This is a genomic window from Vannielia sp. ABF1_015, from assembly GCF_056160745.1.
On record NZ_JBSWXT010000001.1, the window covers coordinates 23,224 to 47,761 of the forward strand.

A 24,538-nucleotide genomic window follows, 5' to 3' on the forward strand; every position below is an offset into this window, starting at 1 on the left:
ACTCCTTGTCTCACATTAATTTGGAATGATATTCTAAAACCAAATTTGATTACAAATCTATCCGAAAGAGACAAGGATGCGAAAAAAAGCGGACGGCATCGTGCCCGTGATGCTCACACCCTTCACCGATGATGATCGTATCGACTGGGAGGGTTTGGGCCGTTTGGTTGACTGGTATGTCGATCTGGGGGCGGATGCGCTCTTTGCGGTCTGTCAGTCCAGCGAGATGCAACGCCTGACCCTGCCTGAGCGGATTGAGCTGGCTCAGAAAACCGTGGAGTTTGCAGCGGGCCGCGTGCCGGTAATAGGGTCTGGCCACATCAGCGACGACCCCGATGGGCAGCGTGAGGAACTGGCGGCGATGTCGGAGACCGGCGTTGATGCGCTGGTCTTTGTCACCAACCATCTCGACCCGAACGATAGCGGCACCGAGGCGTTCCGTGGAGGCCTCGAGCTTGCCATGGGCGCCGTGCCTGCGGACATGCCGCTGGGGCTCTATGAGTGCCCCGCGCCCTATCGTCGCCTCTTGAGCGACGACGAGTTCAAGCTCTGCCGCGACACCGGGCGCTTCATCACGCTCAAGGACGTTTCTTGCGACATCGAGACGGTGCGGCGGCGGGTGGCCATGGCCGAAGGCACCGAATTCGCGGTGGTGAACGCCAATGCGGCAATCGCTGCCGAGGCGATGCGCGCAGGCGGCAAGGGGTTTGCCGGGGTGTCCACCAACTTCCACCCGGACCTCTACGCCTGGCTTTATGCCAATCGCACCGCCGACAGCGATCTGCGGGAACGGCTCGAGGTTTTTTTGGCCATGGCAGCGATGATTGAGCCAATGGGCTATCCGGGTCTGGCCAAAATCTACCAGACCCGGCTGGGCACCTTCGGCTCCGCACACTCGCGGGTCACAGATTTCGACATCACCGAGCGGTTCTGGGCGGTCATCGATCTGCTTGAGCATGTCGAGGCTGGCACTGCACAGTTCCGGGCCGAGATCGCGGCGCTGGCATGACGATCCTAAATGTCGGCTCGATCAACTGGGACCGGGTGCTGCGTGTGGCGCATTTCCCCGCTCCAGGCGAGACGTTGCAGGCGCGATCCGTCGAGGTCGGGCTGGGCGGAAAGGGGCTGAACCAGTCGGTCGCCATCGCGCGAGCGGGCGGTAACGTGCGCCATGTGGGTGCTGTCGGTGGCGATGACACGCGGGTCATGGATGCGCTGGCGAAGTTGGGGCTGGACGGGACGCATGTGTCGGGGATCGACGGCTGCGAGACCGGCAGCGCCACGATCTTCGTCGACGATGACGGCGAAAACCTCATCGTTCTGGATCAGGGCGCGAATGCCCGTATTCCAGACGAGCGTGTCGCGCAGGCTATCGGGGCCTGCGCGCCGGGAGATTGGCTGCTGATCCAGAACGAGACGAACCAGTCAGGCGAGTGCGCCCGACTGGCCCGCGCGCGTGGGCTGCGCGTGGCTCTTTCGGCGGCTCCCTTCGTAGCGGAGATCGTGGTGCCGCTCCTCTCAGATGTAGACCTGCTCTCGGTGAACGCGGTCGAATTACAGCAGTTGATCGCCGCCTTGGGCAGCGCGGACCGCTTGCCGGAAGGCTTGGACCTGCTGGTCACACGTGGGTCGGAGGGCGCCGAGTATTTGGCTGCAGGCGAGACCCAGCGGGTCGACGCGCTCAAGGTGCCGGTAGTCGACACCACGGGCGCCGGAGATGCCTTTCTGGGTTTCTTTCTCGCCGAGCTGGACCGGGGCTCTGTGCCAGGCCGGGCTCTTGCTCTCGCATCCGCAGCGGCAGCGCTACAGGTCGGCCGCAAGGGGGCAGTCGAGGCGATACCCATGCGCGAGGAGGCAGAGGCCGTGCTTGCCCGAGACTGAGATGCACCAAAACCGCAGCATGTGGAGCGCAGGTGAGGGTTGATGATGTCGGCGCGCGTGCCCCCTTGCGGACGCAGCGCGCTAGATCGCAGTGACGCTAACCGGCTTGTTTGGATCGCTAGCCCTAGTGTTCGCTCTCCACTACTCCCGGGAAGGCCGTAAACGGAAGTGTGGTAGCAACAGGCCACTCATTCCCTGCAGATCGCACAAACGTCTTCGCGACCTGCACCGGTTGAAGTGTTCGCTGTAGCGTCGGCTCCGTTGAGGGTGCGATGGGTATGCCTGTGACCGAGAAGTATACTCACTCAACTCGGCCTTCGGCCTCGTCTCGCTCCGTCGAGCCTCCCTCCGGTCGGCTCGAGCAGGCTTAAGCGAAGACGTTTGAGTCAGTCGGGCGTGTATTCGATTCTACAAATACATCAGACTGCCGCTGGTTTCTTCCAGCAGCAGCACGTCCTATAGATTGCCAGCTTTCAAGTGCAACGCTAACAGCCCGCGGCGTTCCCTGCGGTCTCTCGCGTTCGATCACCTGTTCCGAAACTCGCTCCAGACGATGAAGTTGCTGAAGCTTTCGGCGGACCAAAGCTCCTTAGTAATATAGTCGATAACACCCGGAGAATCAAATACTTTCACATCGGCATCTCCCGCGGGAATCAAGCGTTTCCACGTCGTCTTACACCGGATTTCAAAGCCGCTCTGGCGATGGGCGACACCAGATGACTGGGGGCTATCGAGTTGCACGATGAGGTGCCAGTGCGGGTTGACGTGCGCTTTCTCCAAGAACGCGAACCATACCATACGTTCGTCAGGACGTTCGACCCACTTAGAGCCGATGAGGAAGCGGTTCATCTTGGCGTCCCACTTTTTCAGCCGGTGTCGCATCGCGAGCTCTGAGAGCGAGCTATGGTTTGTTGCCAGCGTGACGAAGTAGTGAAATTCGAACTCGCGCAACCGGCGTGCAAGTTCCTTTTTCGAGAGATAGCGTGAGGCGTTGGTGTCGTAGGGAGAATGGTAGGTCATGATATAGCTGTGTCCGTGGAGGTTGAGCGGCGGACGCAAGCCGCCGTGTATGCAGCTATAGCGAGGCAACTCACGGGATGCGCTTCGTCGTTCGGTCGTGGCGACGAAGAGCATAATGAACGGGGGGTGGCATATGTCGCAGAACAGCTATTGGTTTTTGCAGATACATCGCAACCTATTGATATCTATAGGGTAGATTAAGCCACTCTTTGACAATGGAACTTTATTATCAAGGGACAGACCGGAGTCATAATGCGGGTGTCGGGGGTTCAAGTCCTTCCTCCGCTACCAAGTATGTCCACTTTTCGATGCCAACGTGCCGCGACATGCGAGGAAATCACCCCTGGAACCGGGGGATTTTTAGGCCGGCTTCTGCGGTGGGTTTCGCGATGAACGGATATGATTGAGGTGGGTAACGCCGTTGCCAGCCTGTAAAATCTCATCCGTTCATTGGGCGAGGTAAGTCGTTCCGGTCCGTAAAATCATGCATTTAGCGATTCTCTTGATCGCCTCATGACCCACTGCTGTCGTGTCGGTGGTTAACACGTTACCTGTCATTGACTTGTTCGGTGATGCGTCTTAAGGACGATTTTGATTGCGATGCTCGTTCATTTGGGCAACGCGTGAACTCCCCGCAAGCTTCAGCAGCCAGCGTTCCTCATTACGCAAAGGAGGCTGACTTGCCGCGTTTCCTTCAGACGACTGCGATTGCCTGTGCAATCGTTCCCTTTTTTAATCACCCATCCATAGCACAGCAGCAGGAACCCACGCTGCTTGAGCCGATCATCGTGACCACGGATCGAGCGGGGGATGAGCAGCTCGATGTGCCCGCCAACATCACGGTGATCGACGACGAGCAACTGGAAAACCGACACATCACCGATATGGAGGAGCTGGTGCGGCGCGAGCCGGGCGTGACCGTGCGGCGCGGCACCAACACCACGGATCCGTTCAACTCCTTCAACGGCTTCACGATCCGTGGCGTCGGCGGGAACCGTGTGGCGATTCAGGTGGACGGCTCACGGATGGCGGAAGCGATCCAGGACGGCACACGCGATTACGTCGATCTGAATTTCACCAAGCAGGCCGAGATCGTGCGCGGCCCGGCCTCGGTGCTCTGGGGGGCCGACGCCCTCGGCGGGCTCGTGGCGTTCGAGACGATCGACCCCGAGGACTTGCTTCAGGGGCGTGACCGGGCCGTGCGAGTGGAGGGCGGTTACGACAGCTTCGACCGCAACACCAACGCCTCGCTCACTTTTGGTCAGCGCTTCTCGGATGACCTGCAACTGCTGGTCGGCGTGGCCCGCGATTCCGGCCACGAGGCCGAACTTTCAAAGGCGCGCGACGATGGTGGCAGCTGGGGCTGCCCGCGCGAGGTAGAGGCCTACGGCGCATCCACCTGCGGTGAATTGGACCCGACCGACATCTCGTCGACCCGCGCTTTGGGCAAGCTGGTCTTGACGCCGGACAGCCAGCACCGCTTCGAGTTCACCCTCGATATGCTCGACCGTGACACCAAGGTGGACCAGAAATCCTCCCTTGGCCCGGTGCTCTCCAGCTTCAGCGGCCTGCCGACCGGCGAGATCATCGAGAACAAGGAGCGCTTCCTCGATCAATACCGCCATCGCGCGGCCGTCGAACACACTTGGGCGCCTGCCGGCGGAGTCATCACCGAGCTGAAAACCACGCTCTCTTACTCCGAGCACAGCTACGATCGCCGAGGCACCGAGTTGGCCACCAGCGCCGCGGGGGACAGCATCCGGGAGCGGGAGCGGCTGCATTTCACCGAGAATTTCCTGGAGCTCGACGTGCAGGCCACCGCAGAGTTCAGCACCGGCGCCGCTGAGCACCGGGTAATCTTCGGTTTCGATGGCGACCGCGCCAAAACCGACTATTACCGCCGGGTCGACACCTTCAACCTGACGCAAGGCACCGATACCACTGCCGTAGCCGGGGGCTTCAACTTTGCCAATGCGACCACCACCCGGGCCGACATTTACATCGAGGACCGTATCAGCTTTGGCGACGGTGCCTTCGAGCTGACACCGGGCCTGCGGTTTGCCACTTACAAGATCGATCCGCGCCCTGACGGGGATTATCAAGAGGTCGCGGGCTCGGAGCCTCGGGTGCGTGAGCACGAGGCGCTGCTCAAGAGCCTCGGTGCCCGCTACCGGATCAACGAGAACTGGTCGGTTTGGGGTAAATACGGCGAGGGCTTCAAGATGCCCACGGCGCAGCAGCTTTATACCTCGTTGCCCGGCAGCTTCTTTGATTTGGTGCCAGCGCCCGACCTTGAGCCGGAAAAGGTGAAGAGCTACGAGCTGGGCGTTCGCTATGAGCAGCCGCGGGGCTTTGTCGCCGTAAACGCCTTCAAGTCCGACTACTCCAACTTCATCCAGAGCTTCTACAACCCGCTGGGCACCAACGATTACACCTATCGCAACATCTCGGTGGTGAACGTCTGGGGCATTGAGGCAAGCGCGGGCTGGGCCTTCAACGAAGCTACCTCGATGGCGGTTTCGGCGGCCTGGCAGAAGGGCACGCAACAGGTCACACCCGGAGCGGAGGAAACCCCGCACACCCTGCCCCCGTTCATGGCCACGGTTTCGCTGGCGCATGAGTTCGCGGAGCCGCGGCTGATGCTGGAGGGTGTGCTGACCATGGCTTGCGATGTGAAGGAGACCGCCGGGGACGATGACTTCAAGCCCGAGGGCTACGCAGTGCTCGACCTGCATGCAAACTGGGAGGTCGTCGACAACGGCTTCCTCCGGATGTCGGTCAACAACGTCTTCGACGAGCGTTACTTTACAGCCGGGGCAACCAACTACGCCGTGTCGCCATCCAATGCCGCCATTGCATCGGCCAGCCCCCGCGAATTGCAGACGGGGCCGGGGCGCACCTTTGCCATCAGCTTCGACATGACCTTCTGACGTGGGCGCTGTCCTGAGGCGCATATGGCGCCTCGCCTGGCGTGCGGGCTCCGGCCCGCGCGCCTGGGTGGGGCTGCTGCTATTTGCGGTGGTGCTGGCGCTCATCTTCGTCGACCTCTGGGTCGATGTGCAGATGATCTCTTGGGTGGGTCGCTTTTACGACGCGCTCGAACAGCTCGACCTGCCTGCTGCCCTGCGGGAGCTAGGGTTCTTTTTCGTTCTGGTTGGCAGCTCGGCGGCGATCTTTCTGGCCAGCGACTACTTGCGCAACCTGCTGTTGCTGCGCTGGCGCGAGCAGCTCACCAGCGAGGCGCTGGATGCCTGGACCTCGGGCAATGCCTTCTGGCACTTGCGACCGGGGCTCTCGGCGGAGGGCATCGACAACCCCGACCAGCGGGTGGCCGAGGATTGCCGCAGTTTCATCTCGCTCCTGCTCTCCCTCACGCTTGATCTGGTGGGGCGGCTGGCGGGGATCATCACCTATGTTGCCATCCTGTGGTCGCTCACCGATTTCGTGCTCAGCTTCTCGCTCTTCGGCTTCGGTATCGAGATTCCGCGCTACATGGTCTGGGCCGCCTTCATCTACGTGCTCATCTCCTCTCTGATCACCCACTACATGGGCAAGCCGCTGAAATCACTTTATTTCCGGCAGGAGCGGCGCGAGGCGGACTTTCGTCATGCACTCGTCCAGCTGCGCGACAACGCCAGTGAGATCGCGCAGGCACAGGGCGCGCCCGCCGAGCGTCGGCGGCTTGATCGGCGCTTTCAGGGAATTCGGCAGAACTGGTTTCGGCTGATCCGCCGCGAGCTGATCCTCGGGCTCTTCACCCGGCCCTACTTCCAGACAGTGCTCCGGGTGCCGATCTTTTTTGCCATGCCCGCCTATTTCGCCGGCTCCGTCACCTTCGGCGGGTTGATGCAGCTTTCCTCGGCCTTCATGCGCGTCACAACCACCCTCAGCTGGTTCATCTTCAACTACCCACAACTGGCGCAGTTCGTTGCGGTCTCGCAGCGGCTCGACGAGATGTTTCGGAATGCCCGCGCACCGGAGCCTGTGGAGGGCGTGCCGACCGGCATCACACGAAGCGAAAGCGCCGATGGTCGGTTGCGCACGGTGGGGCTGGCGCTCGCCACCCCCGATGGCCGCTGGCTCGCCCCGGTGCCGGATGCCGAGATCGGCCCGGGAGAGCGCATTTGGATCACCGGCGCCTCCGGCCAGGGCAAGACCACGCTCGTTGCCGCGCTCTCCGGCCTCTGGCGCTATGGCGAGGGCCATATCGAGCGGCCCGCCGCGCCGCTGATGGTGTTGCCCCAGCGCCCGCATCTCTCTGAGGAGGGACTGGCCGAGGCAGCCTGCTACCCGATGGACCCGTCGGAAGTGCCGCACGAGCGGCTGCGTGATGTGCTGGAGAGGCTGGGTCTCGCCCACCGCATGGCGGCGCTCGAGAAAGGCACGGGGGCAGAGGCTACCGAGGGACTTTCGATCGGCGAGCGCCAGCGCCTCGCACTGGCCCGCGTGCTGATACATCGCCCGGCCTGGCTGGTGCTGGACGAGGCCACATCGGCTCTCGATGCCGCCAGCGAGGCCCACCTCTTCACCCTGCTCCGCCAGGAGCTGCCGGACACCACGATCCTCTGCATCGCCCACCGGGCACCGGAGGCGCTGCAGACGACCGGACAATGGCAGATCGGCGCGGCGCAGCCCAACTTACAGGAAGGCAAGCACCATGAATGACGACACCCCGGATCAGGACATCGAGAAAGGTCGCTGGCGCCTTGAGGCTGGTGCCGGAGAATTGCTTGAGCGGCTCAGGGGCGCGGGCAAGGTCATGCTCGTGCTGCGAGGAAACGGCGCCACCCACGAGCGGATCGGCCCGATCGAGGCGGTCGCTTCTGATGCTGCGGGCATCTGGGTGGCAGGCGGCGCGCACACCGCCCTGATCGACCCCGGCGAGGCTTCCGAGGCTGTGCTCGATACCTCCTCCGGCTTTCAGGGCCGCATCTTCCCCTCGCTAACCTTCAACCGCGCCGATGGTGCCCCTGTGATCCGGGTGGTCAGCATGGAGGGAGCGCCGGGTTTTCTTGCAGCATTGGAGGCTGTCGCGCGCAGCACTCTTCCCGCCGAGGAAGCCTCCGCCCGAGGATCGCAGGGCGGAGGAGAGGCGGACAGCTTTGAGACCGACCCCGGGTGCACCCTCTTGGATCAAATGCGCGCCGAGGGCCGTCCGGTCGTGATCAGCCACAGGATGCCGGGCAGCACCCAGAGCTGGGAGGGCGTGATCGCCGAAGTGAAGCCCGCGATGGGCTTCGCCAACGTGATGACCGAGAACTTTCACCTGCATCTGAAGGCCGGTGCCGTGAGCGGCTGGGAGGAGCGCGATGGGGGCTTCCACGCGCTGGGGCCCGAGGGCGAGGCCACTGGCCTCAGCGTCATGCCGAAGGGCGCCGCATGAGCGCGGGGGGTGCAGGCTGGTTCCGCCCGGGCAATGCCGCCCCGGTGCCCCACGCTGAGGCCATCGCAGAGTTGGCCCGTGCCTCCGCCGTGCTGCTTGGCGAAACCCATGATCGCGCCGACATTCACCGCTGGCAGCTTCATGTCGCCGCCGGTCTGCTGGCCCACCGTCCCATTGTCATGGGCTTCGAGATGTTCCCCGCCCGGCTTGACCCGGTGCTGGCTGAGTGGGTGGAGGGCGGCTTGAGCGAAGAGGTCTTCTTGGCGAAGGCCGAGTGGGGTGAGGTCTGGGGCTTTCCGCCAGACCTCTACTTGCCGCTCTTCCACTTTTGCCGCGAGACGGGCGTGCCGATGCTGGGGCTCAATTGCCGACGCGGGCTTGTGCGCGAGGTTGGAGCCAGTGGATGGGAGGCCGTTGCCGAGGCGGACCGCGAAGGGCTCACGCCGGCCCGCCCCTCGCCGATGCCATACCGCCGCTATATCTTCGATCTGGCCGGCGGTGCCCCCCCGGGGCGCAAGGCCACCGGCCCCGAGGACCCGGCTTTCGACCGGTTCCTGCGCGCACAGGAAGTCTGGGATCGAGCCTTCGCCACCCGCATCGTGGCGGCCCTGCGTGTGCCCGAGCCGCCTCTGGTGGTGGGCATCATCGGACAGGGCCACCTGCTGTGGGGCGGCGGTGTGCCGTGGCAAATGTCGGATCTCGGGGTGGACGGGGTCGCAGTAGCGGCGTGCCGCGCACCAGATGGGGCGCCGGCAGCGAAGGGCATGGCCGATTTTCTCTACGCCCTTCCGGAAACCAAACCTTCAGCCGGGTAGTGCGGTTTCTGGATCGGTCCGGGGCCCGGGCAGCCGCCTCGCCGCCGCCGTCGCGATGCCGCGGGCGCCGGGCCCGCGCGCGTCTCAGAAGTCTCCCGGCGCACATTGCAGGCAGGTCAGCCCGGCCTCGCGCCAGAAGGCGACCACCGAGCTGCGGTCATCCACCACCAGCCACGGCCGGTAGCCATCGGCGGTGATCCGGGCCAGCGCGCTGCGCTTCACCTCAGGGTCGCTGGCGGCATCCTCCTCGGCGCGCCGCAGGTAGAGCGCATCGTGGCGAATGCCCATCCGGTCCAGCCAGGCCTCGGTGTGGGCGCGCCAGCCCTCCGGCCGACCCGAGCACAGCACGATGGCGTCACCCTGCCCGCCGAGCCTGTGCAGGAGCCGTGCCACCGGCTCGATCACCGGCGCCTCCGCCATCGCCTCGTGGAAGCGGTCCCAATGCTTGGTCTCGCCATGGACCAGATGGCCAAGACGTGGAGCGTCGAACGCTGCAAGGGTGCCGTCGATATCGAAGATCACGCAGTCCATTCGTGCTCCATTTCTAATTTGATTTCGCGCCAGGTTCCGCCGAACGGGGTGAAGAAGTAGGGTGTCGTGTTGGCGGGCGAGGGGCCGTGGGCGCTGCCTCCGGTGATCTGGCGCAGGGCGCGGATCACGCCGGAATGGGCCACCAGGATGGGCAGATGCCCTTCGGCCCGAGCGGCGGCCTCGGCCACGGCAGCCGCGACCCGGTCGATCACCGCCTGCCAGGCTTCGCCGCCCTCGGGCGTTTCGAGGCGCGGCGGAGCCTCGGCGATGGGGCGGCCCTCGAACCGGCCCCAGTCGCGCTCGCGCAGCCCGTCGAACACCCGCGCCGCGTGGTTCGGAAAGGCCAGCATGGCAGTCTCCCGCGCGCGCTGCTTCGGGCTGGAAAACACCGCCACCTGCCCGGGCCATGTCCGCCCGGCAAGAGCCCGCGCGGCCGCGCGCCCGGTCTCGGTGAGCTGCGCCTCTATGCGGCCTGCGATCCGGCCGTCGCGGTTGGCGTCGGTCTGGCCGTGGCGGATCACCACGAAGGGCTGCAAGGGCAGGGTCACAAAGGGCACCTCTGGTTCAGCACCACCTCGGCCCCGAAGCGCGGCTCGATCAGGTAGTCTTCCGGCCGCGTGCAGAACAGCGGCGCAAAGCGGCGCGCACCCAGCCGGGTGATCATGGCCAGCTGGTCGCGCAGGGGCGGGTGCACGTTCCACCGCAAGAACGCACCGCCCCTTGCGCAGATCACCCGCGCATGGGCGGTCATGTGGCCGGTAAAGATCACGCGCGCATCGCGGCCGAGCCGCCCGGCTTCGTGCCAGTCTTGCACGAGCTTGCGCGCCATGCCGCCGTCGGCATTGGGCGTATCGCAAACGAGGAGCGGCGCGGCCGGGTCGAAGGGCCGGCCCAGCAACGGCGCGAGGCGGCTGGCCGCCAGGCCAAGGCTTTCGCCCTCAAGCGCTGCGGCAATGGCGGCGCGGCAGCTGTCATCGAGCGACACCTCGCCATGGCTCATCAGGTGCAGCGCCAGCTCCCCCGCCCGGCCCGACGGCGGCACCGGAAAGAGCAACTGTCGGTCTTTTCCCCGCGCCACCACTTGGTCGAGCGCGGCCCGGCGCTCGGATTGGGGCACGTCGTCGAGATGGTAAGAACAGTCGATAAAGGCGGTCTCGGCGGGCGGCGGCCTGTCGAAGGCGAACCACTCGCTCTCCTCCGACCAGTCGCCGGAAAAGAACAACCCGCCGCCGAGCTCGAAGTGGAACCAGACGCCGCCCAAGGCATGGCCGTTGCGCCCGGTGGTGACGGGGACGCCGTCGATCACGCTGCGCCCATGTTCCGGCAAAAGGTGCACCTCTGCCCCGGGGGGCAGGGCCCGGGCAGTCTGGGCAGTGCAGTGGATCGGGAGGCCTGCAGCAATGGCATGGGCCGCGCCGCCGATGTGGTCGATGTGATCATGGCTGATGAACACCCTCTCCGCGCCCTCCAGCCAGGCCGGATCAAAGGGCGAGGTGGCCTCGGGGCCAAAGCCCACATCGAGGACCCACAGCGCTTGGCCGGTCCAGACCCGGATGCAGGCCGGGCCCTTCTCGCCCAAGCCCGAGAGCACCTCGGCCCATGCGGTGCCGATGCCCGTCACGCAGGTTGCGGCGTCACGCATCGGCGAGCGCCGGGGCCAGCACGGGCTGCGCCCCGGCATCGCGAAAAGCCCAGAGGTCGCCTAGCTCGATTCCGAGGGTCTCGCCCGGTGCGGCGCGCTCAGCGGAGAAGGCCACGAGGCTCTCGCCCGCCGCATCCAGCGCAAGGCGATAGCGGCCGCCGAGGTAGGTGCAGCTGCTCACGCGGGCCCGCAGCGGGGCCTCGTCGCGCAGGGTGATCGCTTCGGGACGAATGCTAACATGGGTCGGTGTCTCGGCCGAGGTGCGCGACAGCACCTCCTGGCCCAAAACATCGAGCCACAGGCCATCGCGTTCCGCTCGCCCTGTGAGCCGGGCCGAGACCACCGCCCCGTCACCAACGAAGCCCGCCACAAAGCTGTCTGCCGGCTCGCGATAGAGCACCTCTGGCGCGGCGAACTGGCGGATTCGCCCGGCCTCCATCACCGCCACCCGGTCGGCCAGGGCCAAGGCCTCGCCCTGGTCGTGGGTGACATAGAGCATGGTAGCCCCGGTGCGGCGGTGGAACATCGAGAACACCTCCTGCATCGAGGCGCGCAGGGCGAGGTCGAGGTTGGCGAGCGGCTCGTCGAGCAACACGGCGCGGGGCTCGAACACCAGGCAGCGGGCCAGCGCCACCCGCTGCCGCTGTCCGCCCGAAAGCTGGGTGGGCATGCGGGCGGCAAAATCGGTGAGCCCGGTCAGCGCCAGCGCCTCGGCCACCCGCGCCTCGCGCTCTGCGCGGGGCACGCGCCGCACCTCCAGCGGGTAGGCAACATTGCCCGCCACGCTTTTGTGCGGCCAGAGCGCGTAGGACTGAAACACGATGCCCACCTCGCGCGCTTCGGGCGGCACGAAGCGCCCCGGTCCGGCGACCACCTCGCCGCCGATCCGCACCTCTCCCGCGCTCGGCTGTTCAAAGCCGGCGGTGAGCCGCAGTAGCGTGGTCTTGCCGCAGCCCGAAGGGCCGAGCAGGGCCACGAACTCGCCCGCCTCGATCCCGGCGCTGATGGCATCGAGCGCCACGGCGCCGTCAAACCGTTTGGTCAGGTTGCAAAAGCTCAGCTCTGCCACGGGATCACCCCTTTCGGAAAGCGCCGCGCCCCGGCCTGCACGCAGGTCATGAGCGCGATGATGAGAAGCACGATCGACATGGCGACGGCCGAGGCCATCACGGTTTCGCCGCTGTCTTCGAGGTTGTAGATGACCACGCCCAGCGTTTCGGTGCCCGACGACCAGAGCAGGGCCGAGACGGTCAACTCGTTGACCGCGGTGAGAAACACCAGGATCGCCCCCGCCGCCGCCGAGGGGGCGGCGAGCGGCAGCACGATGTCGCGCAGCCGCCGGCCCAGCCCCGCGCCGGCCATCGCCGCCGCCTCCTCCATCGCCGGATCGAGCTGGCCGATGCTCGACTGGATCGGGCGCAGCATGATCACCAGGAACCGGGCGAGATAAGCCAGCAGGATGATCCAGATCGTGCCGTAGAGGGTGAGCTCGGTGAAGGGCAGGTTGATGAAGGCGAGGATGCAGGCGATCGACAGCACCACGCCCGGCAGCGCGTAGGGCAGCTCCACCAGCGCATCCAGCGCCCGGCTCACCCGGCTGGGGCGGCGCTCGATGAGCCAGGCCAACGGTATGCAGAGGGCAAGCAGGATTGCCGCGGCCGCCCCAGCCAGGAAGAGCGAGTTTGCATAAGCGCGCCGGGTAACCGGCTGGCGGAACAGCGCCTCGCCCCATGCCTCGAAGGTCGCGGTCTGGAACGTCAGCGGCACGCCATAGGCCGGGATGAGGGAGGTGGCGGTGAGCGCGATCAGCGGCAGCGCGAGGATGGTGAAGATGAAGGCCCAGAGCAGCCCTTCCACCGGCCCGCGCGCCCGCCCAAGCGAGAGCGCCAGCGGCTTGCCAGACAGGCCCACGAGCCCGAAGCTGCGCCGCGCCAGCACCAAACGTGCGAGCAGCACGCCCAGGATGGCGACGCCCCCGATCAACAGCGCCAGCACCGCCACCTCGGGCAGCACCGAGGGGCCCATGCCGACGAGGCGCTGGTAGATCAAGGTAGGAAGCGTGTCGTAGCGGGCGGGGATGCCAAGCATCGCAGGGATGCCGAAGTTGCCCAACGCGGTGACGAAGGCCATGGCGGCCCCGGCGATCAGCGAGGGCATGGAGAGCGGCAGCACGGTTTGCGACCAGACCCGCACCGGCCCGGCGCCCGACATGCGCGCCGCCTCGACCAGCTCCGCGGGGATCATCCGCAGCCCGGCGCGCAGGGTCAGGAACACCAGCGAGGCGTGTTGGATGCCCAGCAACAGGATGATGCCGCCGGGCGAGTGCAGCGGCTGCGGGCTGCCCAGCGGTGGGGCGAGGCCGAGGAGCTTGAGCAGGGTCGAGGACGGCCCTGCAAGCTGCATCCAGGCCAGCGCGGTAATCTGCGGCGGGATCATCATGGGGACCATGAGGCAGAACACCAGCGCGCCCTTGCCACGAATATCGGTAAGCGCCACCAGAAAGGCGAAGCCTGCGCCGATCAGCATCGAGATCACCGTGCCCCCGGCCGCCGTGACCAGCGAGTGCTTCAGCGCGGTGCCGGTGGAAGTGCGGGTCAGCACGGTCGACAGGTGCTCGGTGGTCAGCCCCTCGCCGAATCCTATGCCCTCCAGCAAAAGTCGCGTGACCGGCCCCAGCGCGATGAGGGCGACCGGCAGGAGCAGGAGCGGCAACAGCCGGTCAAAAGACCGGCTGCCACCCGTATGTTCGCTGAAAGAGCTCACTCGGCGCCGAACACGTCGGAGAACTTCTGCTTGTTGGCCTCGCTGTCGGCCAGCGCCTTGGCCGGGTCGAAGGCCATCAGCTTGATCTCTTCACGAGCGGGAAAACCCTCGGGGCTGGCAACGCCGTTGCGGGCGGGGATGTAGCCCATCTCGACGACCAGCTGCTGGCCCTCTTCGCTCAGCACGAAATCGACGAAGGCCTTGGCGGCGTCCTTATCGGCGGCGCCATTCATGATGGCGACCGGCTCGGTGACGTAGGAGACACCCTCTTCGGGGAAGACGAACTCGACCGGGGAGCCATCGGCCTTGGCGCGGATGGCGAGAAAGTCGACCAGCACGCCATAGGGCTTCTCGCCCGCGGCCACGGCCTTGAAGGTGCCGCCGTTGCCGCCTTCCGCGCGGGCGTTGTTGCCGGCGAGGCTCTCGTAATACTCCCAGCCGAGGCCGGCGGTGTTGGTCAGCGTGGCAAGGTGGATCAGCGCGGCGCCGGAGTAGAGCGGCGAGGGCATGGCGACGAGGTCGGCCATTTCGGGCTTGGCGAGATCGGCCCAGGAGGCCGGGGCCATCTCGGCGCCGGTGTTGTAAACGATGCCGGTGGTGATGAGCTTGGTCGAGTAGTAGTAGCCCTCGGCGCTGTAGAGGGCCGGGTCGTAGGCTTCGGCCTCGGGCGAGGCGTAGGCGGCCAGTTCGCCGGCCTGGGCCAGCCCTTCGAGGGTGACGGTATCGGCGATCAGCAGCACGTCGGCCTGCGGTGCGCCGGCCTCGATCTCGGCGGCAACTCGGGCCATCAGCTTGGTGGTGCCGTCGCGGACCCATTCGACCTCGACGCCGGGGTTGGCGGCCATGAAAGCGTCGACCGTTTTCTGGGCGTCTTCGTTGGGCTGAGAGGTGTAGAGGGTGAGGGTTTCGGCGTTGGCGAGCGTGGGGAGGGCCAGCCCGAGGGTGGCAGCCAGAAGGAAGCGGGACATCGGAATCTCCGGTAAGTTCGTTTTCGTTCGAAAGCCGTGATTGATATGTCGGCCTTCGCACTCGCTACCTATGCGCTCCATGTGACAGTTCGGTTACGTCTCAAAAAATAACTTTCTTGCCGGAAGTCCGGTGCCGTGCAATCTCTTTGCACGAAGGCGCCCCGTGCGCAGTGGGGAGGTTCGAACGAACATGAAGACAAGCGAGGGCGCCCGGCGCCGCGACCGCATCGTCAACCTGCTCTCCAGCTATGGCGAGCTGTCCGCCAACGCCCTGTCCGACATGCTCGGGGTATCGGTGCAGACCCTACGCGCCGATCTTCGCGCGCTCGACGAAGCCCGGATCGTGCGCCGACGCCACGGCGGGGCGAGCCTGGCCACCTCCAGCGAGAACATCGACTACCAGCCGCGGCAGGAAACGTCACGCGACGAAAAGGCGAGGATCGGCGCTGCCGTGGCCGGGATCGTGCCCAACGGCGCGACCCTCGCGCTGGGCACCGGCACCACTGTCGAGGCGGTGGCCCGCGCCCTGGTGGGCCACGAGGGGCTGACCGTGGCCACCAACAACATCCACGTCGTGCTTGCGCTGCGCATGGCGCGGCGGATTAGTGTGCTGCTAGCAGGCGGCAAGGTGCGGCTGCGCGACCTCGATTTCATCGGCGCCGAGAGCGCGGAGTTTTTTGCCGGGCTGCGCTTCGATTTCGCGGTTTTCTCGGTGGGCGGACTATCCGGCGATGGTCGACTTCTCGACTTTAACCTCGAAGAGGTGCGCGCCCGCAAGGCGATCACGGCGGCGGGGCGCAAGCGGGTTCTGGTTGTCGATCAGACCAAGCTCGATCGCGAAATCCCCTTCGCCTGCGGCGCGCTCACCGATCTCGACACGGTCGTCTGCGGCGGTCAGTTCCCGGCTGTCCTGCGCCAGAAAGCGGAAGCCGCAGGCTGCGAACTGCTGGAGGTATGATCGGCCAGGGTTTCGGCGCGGTAGACCAGCCAACGACAAGCCTCACTTCCGTCTGCGGATGGACGGAAGTTCTGAGCCGTCGCCGCACATAGAGGCAGAATTGCGCACACCGGAAGCGGCGGCGCCGAGATGCATCCGAATGGACAAGCAGTGGATTTCCTAGGACTTTGAAGGGATCCAGCGACCATGGTCTCTCCAGCCTTTCCTCCGTGGCTGGGGCGTCCGTTCGCTGTTTACCTATATCTCACCCTCCATAGCGGTCCGTGACCTCTGAAGATAAAGCGCGGGCGCTGACCGGAGGCAGGGTAGGCGACCTATTGCTCTTTCGTCCCGTAGATTGCGGCACAATGGCAACCAAACGTCCGCCGGACTTCACGCCTTCTCACTCAACTCTGCTTCAGGCGGGCGGACATGCACAGCAAACGTCGACTGGCGCGATGTGGCACCGGTAACAGAGGGCGCTGGGGCGAGTTGGACGATAAGTTGCCTGTGAGTATCACCCTCCGCTTTCTCAAGGAAAGCGACCCAGAAAAGCCGTGAATCGAAGCGTTTCTGCCGTTTCGGTCCAAGGAGCTTCCTGTTCACCTTAGCGTCGCAACGCTTCAGAGGGTCGCGCATCTCGATCGAGCTCAGGCGCCGATTGTTCGTCGCCAAGGTGACGAAGTAATGGAAGCGAATATTAAAGAGGTGGTTCCCGAGTTCACGCGCCAACAGGCGCCGCCCGGCGTTAGTGTCATAAGGTGAATGGTAGGTCATGGTGTCGTGGTGCTCTTGAGAGGTTGATCGGCGAACACGGACCGCCGTGCTTGTGGTTATAGCAAGGCGACTCGAGGGATGCGTTTCGTCGCTGCCACCAGATTGGGAGCCGTAATGAGAGCGGAAGACGGGGCGGAGGCGGCAGGAGAGTGCCGGCTGCGTTTTGCAAAAACCTCGCAACCCATTGATCTCCATAAGGCGCATAGCGCCCCCTTTGGAGAAATTGTGCAGTGTTTTCAGTAAGCAGAGCGGAATCATAATCCGCGTGTCGGGGGTTCAAGTCCCTCCTCCGCTACCAAAGCCCCCCTTACCACATACCCCGACCGGCACACACTGCTCCAAGCCCGACCGACGCACCTCGCTGCACGATGCACTGGGTCGGGGGTTCAAGTCCCTCCTCCGTTACCAAAGCCCCTCGACAAGATATTGAAAAATAGAAGCCGGTGAGCGGCCGAGACTTGGTCGATACACCACAAAACGGCTATACTCTTTTCTAGAGGCGATCTTTGAGGCGGATTCGACGAGAGCGAATTGGTCCCACAGGGACAATCGCATTCTGTCACGGCCGAAGGCAGGATTGCTTTCGTACTTCCGCAAGCACGACATAGCCAAGTTCAAGGTAGGGATGGTCTGCGAGTACCTCGCAAAACTCGCTCGGAGCAGAGCCAAGCCGCTTGCCGCATCCAATAAGGCGAAGCGCGTGATCCTGATCCGCCCGGTGCTTACTGGGGCCATCGAAGACGGGTTTATGCAGACGCTGCAACCGATGGCCTGCCAAGCCTACTGGGTGCAACACGATACGTTGGCCTGAGTTCAATAGGCCTGACGGTAAAGGTGAAGAGCATCGGCCTCGGTGACATCAACAGGGTTATTCACCAAGAGCCGGGATTGCAGCATGGCATCGCGGGCCAGCATAGGCAGGTCGGCTTCCGGCACGTCGACATCGCGCAACCGCAAGGGCGCGCCGGAGCGATCCATCAGGTCTTGCATGAAGTTCACGAACTCCGCGGACCGGGTCTGCGCGTCGGCCTTGGAGGGCCCGAGGACGACGTCGGCCAGCTCGGCGTAGAGCGGAGCGGCGGCGGCCATGTTGAAACGGAGCACCGGGCCGAGCATGAGGGCGTTGGTGAGACCGTGAGGCAAGTGGTAGTGCCCGCCGAGCGGATAGGCCAAGGCGTGCACGGCGGCCACGGGGCTGTTGGAAAACGCCTGGCCCGCGAGGTTGGAGCCAAGCAGCATGGCCTCGCGCGCGGCGCGGTTGCTGCCGTCTTCGCAGGCTGGCAGCAGGTTGGCAGCCATAAGGCGCAGGGCCTCGCGTGCGAAGAGGTCGGATAGCGGGTTCTTGCGGTGACGGCTGGTGAAGGCCTCGATGGCATGGACCATCGCGTCAATGCCGGTGGCCGCCGTCTGGGCGCGGGGCAGGCCCACGGTTAGCTCGGCGTCCAGCAGGACGCGATCGGCGTAGAGCTGGGGCGCGACGATGCCCATCTTGGTGGTTTCGCCGGTGGTCAGGATGGTGATGTTGGTCACCTCGGAGCCGGTGCCAGCAGTGGTGGGCACCTGCACCAGAGGCACCCGGCCGCCCTGCACATTGCCGATGCCGTAGAGCTCCGACAGGGGCTGCTCGGAGACCAGCATGACGGCGGCGAGCTTGGCGATATCCATCGACGACCCGCCGCCGAGCCCGAGAACAATATCGGCCCCCGCAGACCTGCCCTGCTCGACACAGGACATGAGTACCTGCTCGGGCGGGTCGGCGACGACGCTGTCGAAGACGGTCACGTTGAAACCTTCAGCCTCCAGAGAGCCAAGCGCGGGTGCCAGCAGGCCGTTTTCGTGCAAGAAGCGGTCAGTCACGATCAGCAGGTTGCGCTGGGAGAACCAGCCGCGCAGGAGCGCCCCGATCCGTGCCGCGCCGCCCCATTCGACGAGCATGGAGCCGGGCGTGTCGAAGGTGAAAGACGGGATAGCGCGGGTCATTGTGCGGAGCTCCTTGCGGTGTTCTTGGGGTGAGGTGGCAGGCGTTAGTCGGCGGTCCAGCCGCCGTCGAGCATGAGAGCAGAGCCGGTCATAAGAGCGGAGGCCTCGGAGGCCAGAAAGATGGCGGCACCGGTGATGTCGGAGGGCTGCCCGAGACGGCCCAGCTTGATCTTTTTCAGAACGTCGGCGCGGAAGGCCGGATCTTTGAAGAAGGGGGCTGTCATCGGCGTTTCAATGAAGGTGGGGCAGATGGTGTTCACGCGGATGCCCTGCGGCCCCAGTTCTACCGCGAGCGCCTTTGTGAACCCCTCGATGGCCCACTTGGAGGCGCAGTAGAGCGTGCGGTTAGCGGCTCCCACGTGGCCCATCTGGGACGACATGGTGATGACCGACCCCGCTACGCCTTCAGCCAGCATCCGGCCCGTCACCTCGCGGGTGAGCAAGATGACCGAGTGAAGATTGAGGCTCATGACGGCATCGAGATCGTCCTCGGTGACCTCCGCGAGCGGTTTGGGGCGGTTGGTGCCCGCATTGTTGACCAGCACATGGAAGGCAGGACGCTCGGCCAATGCCGCGCGGCAGGCGGCAGAGTCGGTCACATCAAGCGGCAGGGCGTGCGCCTTGCCGCCGGCGGCGCGAATTTCGGCAACCGCGGCCTCCAGCTCCGGTTCAGATCGCGCGGCGAGGGTCACCTCGGCCCCGGCCTCGGCCAGCCCCTCCGCCACGGCGCGGCCGATCCCCCTGCCCGCTCCGGTGACAAGGGCGCGCTTTCCGTCGAGGCAAAACTGCTGAGTCATGTTTCTTTCCGTTGCTGTTCGAGCCGGGCGCTCACGCGCTTCATCGCGAAGGGCAGGATCGCCACGAGGCAGAGGGCTATGAGCAGGCCGAGCGAGATCGGCCGTTCGAAGAAGATTGTCAGATCACCACGGCCAAGCTGCCATGTGCGCAGGAGGTTGCCCTCCATCATCCGGCCAAGAAGCAGGCCGATCACCATGGCGACAACCGGGTAGTTGTAGTGCTTCATGACGAGGCCGAGGATGGCGCCGCCTGCGAGGGTTATCGGCCCGACCATGTTTTGCGACAGGGCATAGGAGCCGATGACGGTGAGCACGGTAATGACCGGCAGCAGGTAGCGCAGCGGCACCTTCACTATGGTCACGGCGATGCGGAGGAAGAGCAGACCGATGCCCGCTAACAGGATTGCCTGAACGAGGTTGCCGCCGATGATGGCATAGACGATCTCTTTGTTGTCGGAGACAAAACGGGGGCCGCCTGTAACGTTATGCATGGCGAATGCGCCCAGCATGATCGCGGTGCCTGCGCCGCCGGGAATGCCCAAGGCCAGAAGCGCCACCATGGAGCCGCCCTCCGAGGAGGAGTTTGCGGCTTCGGCAGCGATGACGCCCTCTGGGTTGCCCTTGCCGAAGCTGTCCTTCGTTTTCGACCGGGTGCGTGCAAAGGAGTAGCTGACAAGGTTGGCCACAGTCGAGCCGACGCCCGGCACCGAGCCAACACCAGCACCGATCACGCCGCCTCGGACCATCAGGTACCAGTGTTTGAACGCTCCGGTGAACCCCTTTGCGATGCGCGACAGCTTCACCTCGCGGGCCGAGGCATCGGCCACGATGTAGTCGCTCTTGACGAGAGCGAAGATCTCGGAGGCGGCGAAAAGGCCGATGATGGCTGCGGTCACTTCGATGCCGTCGAGCATGTACATGGAGCCCATCGTTCCACGCATGACGCCAGATGAGCTCATGCCCATGGTGCCCAGCATCAGCCCGAGGGCCCCGGCCAGCACGCCGCGCCAGAAGAACTTTCCGGAGAGTGCGGCAATCAGGAAGAGGCCCGCCACGGCGACGAGAAAAAGCTCGGGTGCGCCCAGTTTCAGCACCAGGCGCGAGATCGGCTCGAGCAGGACGAAAAGCAGAGAATAGCCGATGATCGTGCCCACCGTGGAGGCGGCCAGCGCGAGGCCGAGGGCCTCGTTGTGGCGGCCCTGCCTTGCCATGGGGTAGCCATCGAAGCAGGTCGCGATTGCGGCCGTGGTGCCCGGCACGTTCATCAGGATCGCCGGCACTGAGCCGCCGAAGCCGCCGCCGGTGAAGATGGCGGTGAGGAAGAGGATGGCCGAGAGGAAATCCATATAGAGGGTGAAGGGCAGGAACACGGCCATGGCGATGGGCACCGACAGGCCCGGCAGTACGCCGAAGGCGAGGCCGATGAGCAGGCCGACGGGCACGACCAGCCAGGCCATGGGGTTTCCGGCGAGGAGGGCAATGGCGTCGCTGGCGGCGGCAAGATCGATCATGTCAGCCTCGGCTCAGAGAAAAAGGGTTGGAACGGGGATCGAGAGCATCTTTTCGATGGCCCATATCGGCAGCAGCCCGGCCACGAGGGAGAAGCCTGCGATGATGCGCCAGTCGCGGGCGCCCTGAAGGATCATGCAGAGCGCGATGTAGAGAACGGTTGCCACATCGAAGCCAAGGACCGGCATGGCGATGACGTAGACCCCGAGCAGCGCCGCCGAAAGCGGCGTGCCCCAGGCCTCGCGGAAGCTGCGGGTATCGCCGTCAGTGGCCAAGGCGGGGGGGACGGATTCGAAATCCTGCGCATCTGCTGCCGTTTCGGTTGGCTTACCCGCACGCCAGCGCAGGACTTCGCGGACGAAGATCAGGGCGATCACTACGCCTGCCAGCGCGGCGGCGGGGCCGATCAGCAGCATGTTCTGGACCTTGGCCTGCGCTGCCCATGCATCGAGCGCATACCACAGGGCATAGGCGGCAAAGCCTGCAAGCAGCAGCAGGTGCCCGGCAGTTCCGCTCAGGTGCCTCATGACTTCGCGCATGTTTATCTCTCCTCCTCCGGGTGCCTTGCGCCCCGGACCGCGGGATAGCGGACTGGGGCGCAAGGGGTGGGAGGCCGGGCACAATGCACCCGCCCCCCTTGTTCGGGATTACTCCAGCGCGTCTACGTACTGGGAGAAGGCTGCGTAGCTCTCTTCGAGCGAGGCAGCCGTGGCCTCCGGGCCCATCCAGTCGCCGCCGATCTGGCCTTCTTCGATGAAGGCCTTGTAGTCTTCGCGGTTGAGCATCCGCTGATAGGCGGAGACGAGCGCCTCGTAAGTCTCGGGGCTGTTTTCGGCAAAGCTCTTGTGCACGACGAAGCTGCGCAGGTCGGCGGAGATCATCGGGATCTCGGTGCCGAATTCGCTAAGCACTTCGTTGATGTTGGGTGCGTCCCACAGATCGTCGGGCTCTGCCTTGATGACGGCCAGCGGGCGCACGTCATCGGCGATGACGGAAGAGCCCAGCGCGGAAATAAGCGAGAAAGTCACCTGGTTGCCGGCCAGCGCGGTGCGCATGGGAGCGCCGCCATCGTAGCTGATGAAGTTGATCGCATCGGAGGCAAGGCCCAGCTTTTCGAGCATGATGACCTGCGCGAGGTGTGCGCCGTCACCGTTGATGATGGCCGAGGTCGCCTCGCCGGGGTTGTCCTTGATGAACTGGATCAGCTCGCCCGCGGTCTGGAACGGCTGCTCCTTGTTCACCAGCAGCACGTAGTAGTCCTGCCATTGGCCGTTCACGAAGTGGAACTTGTCCCAGTCCAGCATGCCCTGCCCGCGCAGGATGTTGGAGATGAGGTAAGGATTCACCGGGGACACCAGCGCAACCGAGCCGTCATCGGGCTGCTGCAGGAAGTAGGTGTGGCCAAGCGCACCGCTGCCGCCGGGGCGGTTGGTGACGGTCACGGGCACGCCAAGCTCTTCGGGCAAAAACTGGCCGATGGAGCGGGCCAGACGGTCGGCGGAGCCGCCGGGGTTGAAGGGCACGATGATTTCGAGGCGGCCGGGCTCGTAGGCCTCCTGCGCCATGGCTCCCGTCGCCGTGAGGCCGAGCGCCGCCATCGCGGCAAAGAAGGCCCTGCGGCCAAGTGAAAAGGTCATTTCTGTTCCTCCCAAGGGTTCGTTCATCCTGGCAGGGCGCAATCCGTGCGCCGAGCATCCGAATGCCTGCAACATTATTGATTGCATACAATAGGTCAAGAAGTTGCCGTAGATTACTCCTCTTGCCGCTCAATTGCATACAATCTATGATCTGACTAAATTTTCGGCAATCGTCGTGTCATGTTGAGGCGATTGGAGGAATGGTTATGAAACTCGCTGACCAAAACACCGCGCAAGGCGGCTCTGGCCGCCGCAAGACCGCCTCGCTGCGGGTATATGAGACGCTGCGCGACGATATCGCAGGCGGGCGTTACGGCGTGGGCGACCGGCTGACCGAGGAATCACTTGCCGAGGCGTTCGAGGTGTCTCGCACGCCGGTGCGCGAGGCGCTGCGACGGCTCGCATCGGAGGGGTTTGTCACCCTGTCACCCCATGCTGGCGCGCTGGTGAAGGGATGGTCGGCGCAGGATGCGCGCGACGTTTTCGAAACGCGGGCCATCATCGAATCGGAAGCAGCGGCCCGGGCGGCGAAAAACGCCACCCCCCGCGACGTCGAAGAGCTCGAGTCTCTTGCCCGCCGAATGGAGAAGGCCGCGGGCGCTCCGTTGCGCGACGTGGCGGGATACTCGGAGATGAACCGCGATTTCCACGCGAGGATCCTTCGGCTATCGGGCAACCAGCGGCTGGAAGAGATCGCGCTGAACCTGATGGACCTCGGCTTTCTGGTGCGCTCCTACCGGCTCTTCGAGCAGGAGGACGTGGAGCGCTCGCTCTCGGATCACCGGCAGCTGGTCAAGGCCATCGGCGCGGGCGAGGCCGCATGGGCGGGTGCGGTGATGCGCGCCCATGTGCTCGCCACAACGCGAATTTTCAAAGGCACCCATGACGTCCCCACCCCAAAGGAGCCCGGCTCCCGCGGCAAGGCGGGGCGCGACACACGCAACGATGTTTCACAGAAGGAAAACGATTGATGAGCAAACCCAGCCTCCGCGCGGCCCTTGACGCAGGGCAGTTCGTAACTGCCCCCGGCATCCACGACATGATCTCGGCGGTTGTCGCCAACAAGGTCGGTCTCGATTTTGTCTACTCCTCCGGCTACTGGGGCACCGCCTCGGTGGAGGGGCTGCCTGACGCGGGAATCACCACCTACACCGAAATGCTGCGCCGTCTGCAAACGCTGTCGCGCACCTGCAATGCAGCGGTGATCGCCGATGCCGACACCGGCTTTGGCGGGTTGCTTAACGTGGCGCATACGGTGCGCGGCTACGTCGAGGCCGGGGCCACGGGCATCCAAATGGAGGATCAGCGCTTTCCAAAGAAATGCGGCCACACGCCCTATAAGCAGGTGATCCCGGCCGAGGAGATGGTGCAGAAGATCAAGGTGGCCTGCGACGCCCGCGAAGGCGCCGACACCATGATCATCGCCCGGACGGATGCTAAGGCGATGGAAGGCTTCGAGGCCACCGTGGAGCGCGGGCTGCGTTACCGCGATGCGGGGGCCGATGTTGTCTTCCTTGAGGCGCTCGATACCGAGGAAGAGATGCGCGAGGCCTGTGAGCGGATCGACGCGCCGATGATGGCGAACATGGCCGACGGGGGGCGTACCCCGATCCTGCCGGCGAAGAAACTGGAGGAGATCGGCTACAGCCTTGCCATCTTCCCCGCAATCACCGGCCTCGCCGCGGCTGCTGCCGTCGAGAAGGCGCTGGCAACGCTGAAGGAAACCGGCACCTCGCTTTCGCCCGATGTGCCACTGTTCGACTTTCAGGAATTCAACACCCTGATCGGTTTTTCCGAGGTCTGGGAGTTTGAACAGAAGTGGGGCGACGTGCCCGAGGCTGCCGAGTAAAGGGTAACGCCCCTAAAAGCTCCCCCATGCCGCGCGGGCATTGCGCGGC

23 protein-coding genes are annotated in these 24,538 nt (G+C 64.8%); 10 read left to right on the top strand and 13 right to left on the bottom strand.

Features of this window, described 5'->3' with window-relative positions:
* The first annotated feature begins 76 nt into the window (after positions 1–76).
* Positions 77–1,009 carry a dihydrodipicolinate synthase family protein gene (locus ACXAG6_RS00115; RefSeq protein ID WP_475333912.1) on the top strand — a complete coding sequence of 311 codons (933 nt, stop codon included), beginning with the start codon at positions 77–79 and terminating at the stop codon, positions 1,007–1,009.
* Entirely contained in the window at positions 1,006–1,881 is an 876-nt protein-coding gene (locus tag ACXAG6_RS00120) for a ribokinase (RefSeq protein ID WP_475333913.1), read from the top strand. The genes ACXAG6_RS00115 and ACXAG6_RS00120 overlap by 4 nt, the downstream gene beginning before the upstream one ends.
* Before the next feature lie 525 nt (positions 1,882–2,406).
* Here the strand turns inward: ACXAG6_RS00120 and ACXAG6_RS00125 are convergent.
* The gene (locus ACXAG6_RS00125; RefSeq protein ID WP_475333915.1) at positions 2,407–3,015 is read right to left on the bottom strand and encodes a hypothetical protein; all 609 of its coding nucleotides are present in this window, start codon (positions 3,013–3,015) and stop codon (positions 2,407–2,409) included.
* A 674-nt stretch (positions 3,016–3,689) separates the two neighbouring features.
* Here ACXAG6_RS00125 and ACXAG6_RS00130 point away from each other — a divergent pair.
* The 4 genes from ACXAG6_RS00130 to ACXAG6_RS00145 all read left to right on the top strand — a co-directional run bounded on the left by ACXAG6_RS00130 (position 3,690) and on the right by ACXAG6_RS00145 (position 9,099).
* Positions 3,690–5,831, top strand: a complete 2,142-nt coding sequence (locus tag ACXAG6_RS00130) for a TonB-dependent hemoglobin/transferrin/lactoferrin family receptor (protein ID WP_475333916.1) — start codon at positions 3,690–3,692, stop codon at positions 5,829–5,831.
* A 67-nt stretch (positions 5,832–5,898) separates the two neighbouring features.
* The gene (locus ACXAG6_RS00135; RefSeq protein ID WP_475333917.1) at positions 5,899–7,566 is read left to right on the top strand and encodes an ABC transporter ATP-binding protein/permease; all 1,668 of its coding nucleotides are present in this window, start codon (positions 5,899–5,901) and stop codon (positions 7,564–7,566) included.
* A complete protein-coding gene (locus ACXAG6_RS00140; RefSeq protein ID WP_475333919.1) occupies positions 7,559–8,284 on the top strand; it encodes a hypothetical protein in 726 nt (241 codons plus the stop codon). The genes ACXAG6_RS00135 and ACXAG6_RS00140 overlap by 8 nt, the downstream gene beginning before the upstream one ends.
* The gene (locus tag ACXAG6_RS00145; RefSeq protein ID WP_475333920.1) at positions 8,281–9,099 is read left to right on the top strand and encodes a ChaN family lipoprotein; all 819 of its coding nucleotides are present in this window, start codon (positions 8,281–8,283) and stop codon (positions 9,097–9,099) included. Before ACXAG6_RS00140 ends, ACXAG6_RS00145 begins: the two co-directional genes overlap by 4 nt.
* An 84-nt stretch (positions 9,100–9,183) precedes the next feature.
* On the opposite strand, the gene ACXAG6_RS00150 is transcribed toward ACXAG6_RS00145, so the two are convergent.
* From ACXAG6_RS00150 to ACXAG6_RS00175, 6 genes are read right to left on the bottom strand one after another with little or no spacing between them, the layout of a single operon-like run.
* The gene (locus ACXAG6_RS00150) at positions 9,184–9,630 is read right to left on the bottom strand and encodes a phosphatase domain-containing protein (RefSeq protein WP_475333921.1); all 447 of its coding nucleotides are present in this window, start codon (positions 9,628–9,630) and stop codon (positions 9,184–9,186) included.
* The gene (locus tag ACXAG6_RS00155) at positions 9,618–10,178 is read right to left on the bottom strand and encodes a histidine phosphatase family protein (protein ID WP_475333922.1); all 561 of its coding nucleotides are present in this window, start codon (positions 10,176–10,178) and stop codon (positions 9,618–9,620) included. The genes ACXAG6_RS00150 and ACXAG6_RS00155 overlap by 13 nt, the downstream gene beginning before the upstream one ends.
* Positions 10,175–11,272: an MBL fold metallo-hydrolase gene (locus ACXAG6_RS00160; protein WP_475333923.1), complete on the bottom strand. Its 1,098-nt coding sequence runs from the start codon at positions 11,270–11,272 to the stop codon at positions 10,175–10,177. The genes ACXAG6_RS00155 and ACXAG6_RS00160 overlap by 4 nt, the downstream gene beginning before the upstream one ends.
* The gene (locus ACXAG6_RS00165) at positions 11,265–12,341 is read right to left on the bottom strand and encodes an ABC transporter ATP-binding protein (RefSeq protein WP_475333925.1); all 1,077 of its coding nucleotides are present in this window, start codon (positions 12,339–12,341) and stop codon (positions 11,265–11,267) included. Before ACXAG6_RS00165 ends, ACXAG6_RS00160 begins: the two co-directional genes overlap by 8 nt.
* Positions 12,329–14,035 (bottom strand): ABC transporter permease, encoded by a 1,707-nt coding sequence (locus ACXAG6_RS00170; protein ID WP_475333926.1) that lies wholly within the window; start codon positions 14,033–14,035, stop codon positions 12,329–12,331. The genes ACXAG6_RS00165 and ACXAG6_RS00170 overlap by 13 nt, the downstream gene beginning before the upstream one ends.
* Positions 14,032–15,003 (bottom strand): ABC transporter substrate-binding protein, encoded by a 972-nt coding sequence (locus ACXAG6_RS00175; RefSeq protein ID WP_475333927.1) that lies wholly within the window; start codon positions 15,001–15,003, stop codon positions 14,032–14,034. Before ACXAG6_RS00175 ends, ACXAG6_RS00170 begins: the two co-directional genes overlap by 4 nt.
* 190 nt (positions 15,004–15,193) lie before the next feature.
* On the opposite strand from ACXAG6_RS00175, the gene ACXAG6_RS00180 reads away from it, so the two are divergent.
* On the top strand, positions 15,194–15,961 hold the full coding sequence (locus tag ACXAG6_RS00180) for a DeoR/GlpR family DNA-binding transcription regulator (RefSeq protein ID WP_475333928.1): 768 nt from the start codon (positions 15,194–15,196) through the stop codon (positions 15,959–15,961).
* A gap of 372 nt (positions 15,962–16,333) precedes the next feature.
* Here ACXAG6_RS00180 and ACXAG6_RS00185 read toward each other — a convergent pair whose 3' ends face one another.
* The gene (locus ACXAG6_RS00185; protein ID WP_475333929.1) at positions 16,334–16,717 is read right to left on the bottom strand and encodes a hypothetical protein; all 384 of its coding nucleotides are present in this window, start codon (positions 16,715–16,717) and stop codon (positions 16,334–16,336) included.
* Positions 16,718–17,294: 577 nt separating this feature from the next.
* On the opposite strand from ACXAG6_RS00185, the gene ACXAG6_RS00190 reads away from it, so the two are divergent.
* The gene (locus ACXAG6_RS00190) at positions 17,295–17,528 is read left to right on the top strand and encodes a hypothetical protein (RefSeq protein ID WP_475333930.1); all 234 of its coding nucleotides are present in this window, start codon (positions 17,295–17,297) and stop codon (positions 17,526–17,528) included.
* A gap of 2 nt (positions 17,529–17,530) precedes the next feature.
* Here the strand turns inward: ACXAG6_RS00190 and ACXAG6_RS00195 are convergent, their stop codons facing one another.
* From ACXAG6_RS00195 to ACXAG6_RS00215, 5 genes are all read right to left on the bottom strand, one after another.
* Positions 17,531–18,697 carry an iron-containing alcohol dehydrogenase gene (locus tag ACXAG6_RS00195; RefSeq protein WP_475333932.1) on the bottom strand — a complete coding sequence of 389 codons (1,167 nt, stop codon included), beginning with the start codon at positions 18,695–18,697 and terminating at the stop codon, positions 17,531–17,533.
* 44 nt (positions 18,698–18,741) lie between these two features.
* Entirely contained in the window at positions 18,742–19,494 is a 753-nt protein-coding gene (locus tag ACXAG6_RS00200) for an SDR family NAD(P)-dependent oxidoreductase (RefSeq protein ID WP_475333933.1), read from the bottom strand.
* A complete protein-coding gene (locus ACXAG6_RS00205; RefSeq protein ID WP_475333935.1) occupies positions 19,491–21,005 on the bottom strand; it encodes a tripartite tricarboxylate transporter permease in 1,515 nt (504 codons plus the stop codon). Before ACXAG6_RS00205 ends, ACXAG6_RS00200 begins: the two co-directional genes overlap by 4 nt.
* Before the next feature lie 12 nt (positions 21,006–21,017).
* Positions 21,018–21,542, bottom strand: a complete 525-nt coding sequence (locus tag ACXAG6_RS00210) for a tripartite tricarboxylate transporter TctB family protein (RefSeq protein WP_475333936.1) — start codon at positions 21,540–21,542, stop codon at positions 21,018–21,020.
* Between the two features lie 108 nt (positions 21,543–21,650).
* The gene (locus ACXAG6_RS00215) at positions 21,651–22,640 is read right to left on the bottom strand and encodes a Bug family tripartite tricarboxylate transporter substrate binding protein (RefSeq protein ID WP_475333938.1); all 990 of its coding nucleotides are present in this window, start codon (positions 22,638–22,640) and stop codon (positions 21,651–21,653) included.
* A gap of 206 nt (positions 22,641–22,846) precedes the next feature.
* On the opposite strand from ACXAG6_RS00215, the gene ACXAG6_RS00220 reads away from it, so the two are divergent.
* Complete coding sequence (locus ACXAG6_RS00220) at positions 22,847–23,611, top strand: GntR family transcriptional regulator (protein ID WP_475333939.1); 765 nt, start codon at positions 22,847–22,849, stop codon at positions 23,609–23,611.
* Complete coding sequence (locus tag ACXAG6_RS00225; protein WP_475333941.1) at positions 23,611–24,489, top strand: isocitrate lyase/PEP mutase family protein; 879 nt, start codon at positions 23,611–23,613, stop codon at positions 24,487–24,489. Before ACXAG6_RS00220 ends, ACXAG6_RS00225 begins: the two co-directional genes overlap by 1 nt.
* The last annotated feature ends 49 nt before the right edge of the window (positions 24,490–24,538 follow it).

Coding starts and splice junctions, on each gene's coding strand:
- ACXAG6_RS00225 (WP_475333941.1), top strand. CDS start 23,611: ATGAGCAAACCCAGCCTCCGCGCGGCCCTTGACGCAGGGCAGTTCGTA.
- ACXAG6_RS00175 (WP_475333927.1), bottom strand. CDS start 15,003: ATGTCCCGCTTCCTTCTGGCTGCCACCCTCGGGCTGGCCCTCCCCACG.
- ACXAG6_RS00180 (WP_475333928.1), top strand. CDS start 15,194: ATGAAGACAAGCGAGGGCGCCCGGCGCCGCGACCGCATCGTCAACCTG.
- ACXAG6_RS00215 (WP_475333938.1), bottom strand. CDS start 22,640: ATGACCTTTTCACTTGGCCGCAGGGCCTTCTTTGCCGCGATGGCGGCG.
- ACXAG6_RS00160 (WP_475333923.1), bottom strand. CDS start 11,272: ATGCGTGACGCCGCAACCTGCGTGACGGGCATCGGCACCGCATGGGCC.
- ACXAG6_RS00200 (WP_475333933.1), bottom strand. CDS start 19,494: ATGACTCAGCAGTTTTGCCTCGACGGAAAGCGCGCCCTTGTCACCGGA.
- ACXAG6_RS00185 (WP_475333929.1), bottom strand. CDS start 16,717: ATGACCTACCATTCACCTTATGACACTAACGCCGGGCGGCGCCTGTTG.
- ACXAG6_RS00120 (WP_475333913.1), top strand. CDS start 1,006: ATGACGATCCTAAATGTCGGCTCGATCAACTGGGACCGGGTGCTGCGT.
- ACXAG6_RS00145 (WP_475333920.1), top strand. CDS start 8,281: ATGAGCGCGGGGGGTGCAGGCTGGTTCCGCCCGGGCAATGCCGCCCCG.
- ACXAG6_RS00195 (WP_475333932.1), bottom strand. CDS start 18,697: ATGACCCGCGCTATCCCGTCTTTCACCTTCGACACGCCCGGCTCCATG.
- ACXAG6_RS00115 (WP_475333912.1), top strand. CDS start 77: ATGCGAAAAAAAGCGGACGGCATCGTGCCCGTGATGCTCACACCCTTC.
- ACXAG6_RS00150 (WP_475333921.1), bottom strand. CDS start 9,630: ATGGACTGCGTGATCTTCGATATCGACGGCACCCTTGCAGCGTTCGAC.
- ACXAG6_RS00140 (WP_475333919.1), top strand. CDS start 7,559: ATGAATGACGACACCCCGGATCAGGACATCGAGAAAGGTCGCTGGCGC.
- ACXAG6_RS00220 (WP_475333939.1), top strand. CDS start 22,847: ATGAAACTCGCTGACCAAAACACCGCGCAAGGCGGCTCTGGCCGCCGC.
- ACXAG6_RS00210 (WP_475333936.1), bottom strand. CDS start 21,542: ATGCGCGAAGTCATGAGGCACCTGAGCGGAACTGCCGGGCACCTGCTG.
- ACXAG6_RS00125 (WP_475333915.1), bottom strand. CDS start 3,015: ATGCTCTTCGTCGCCACGACCGAACGACGAAGCGCATCCCGTGAGTTG.
- ACXAG6_RS00205 (WP_475333935.1), bottom strand. CDS start 21,005: ATGATCGATCTTGCCGCCGCCAGCGACGCCATTGCCCTCCTCGCCGGA.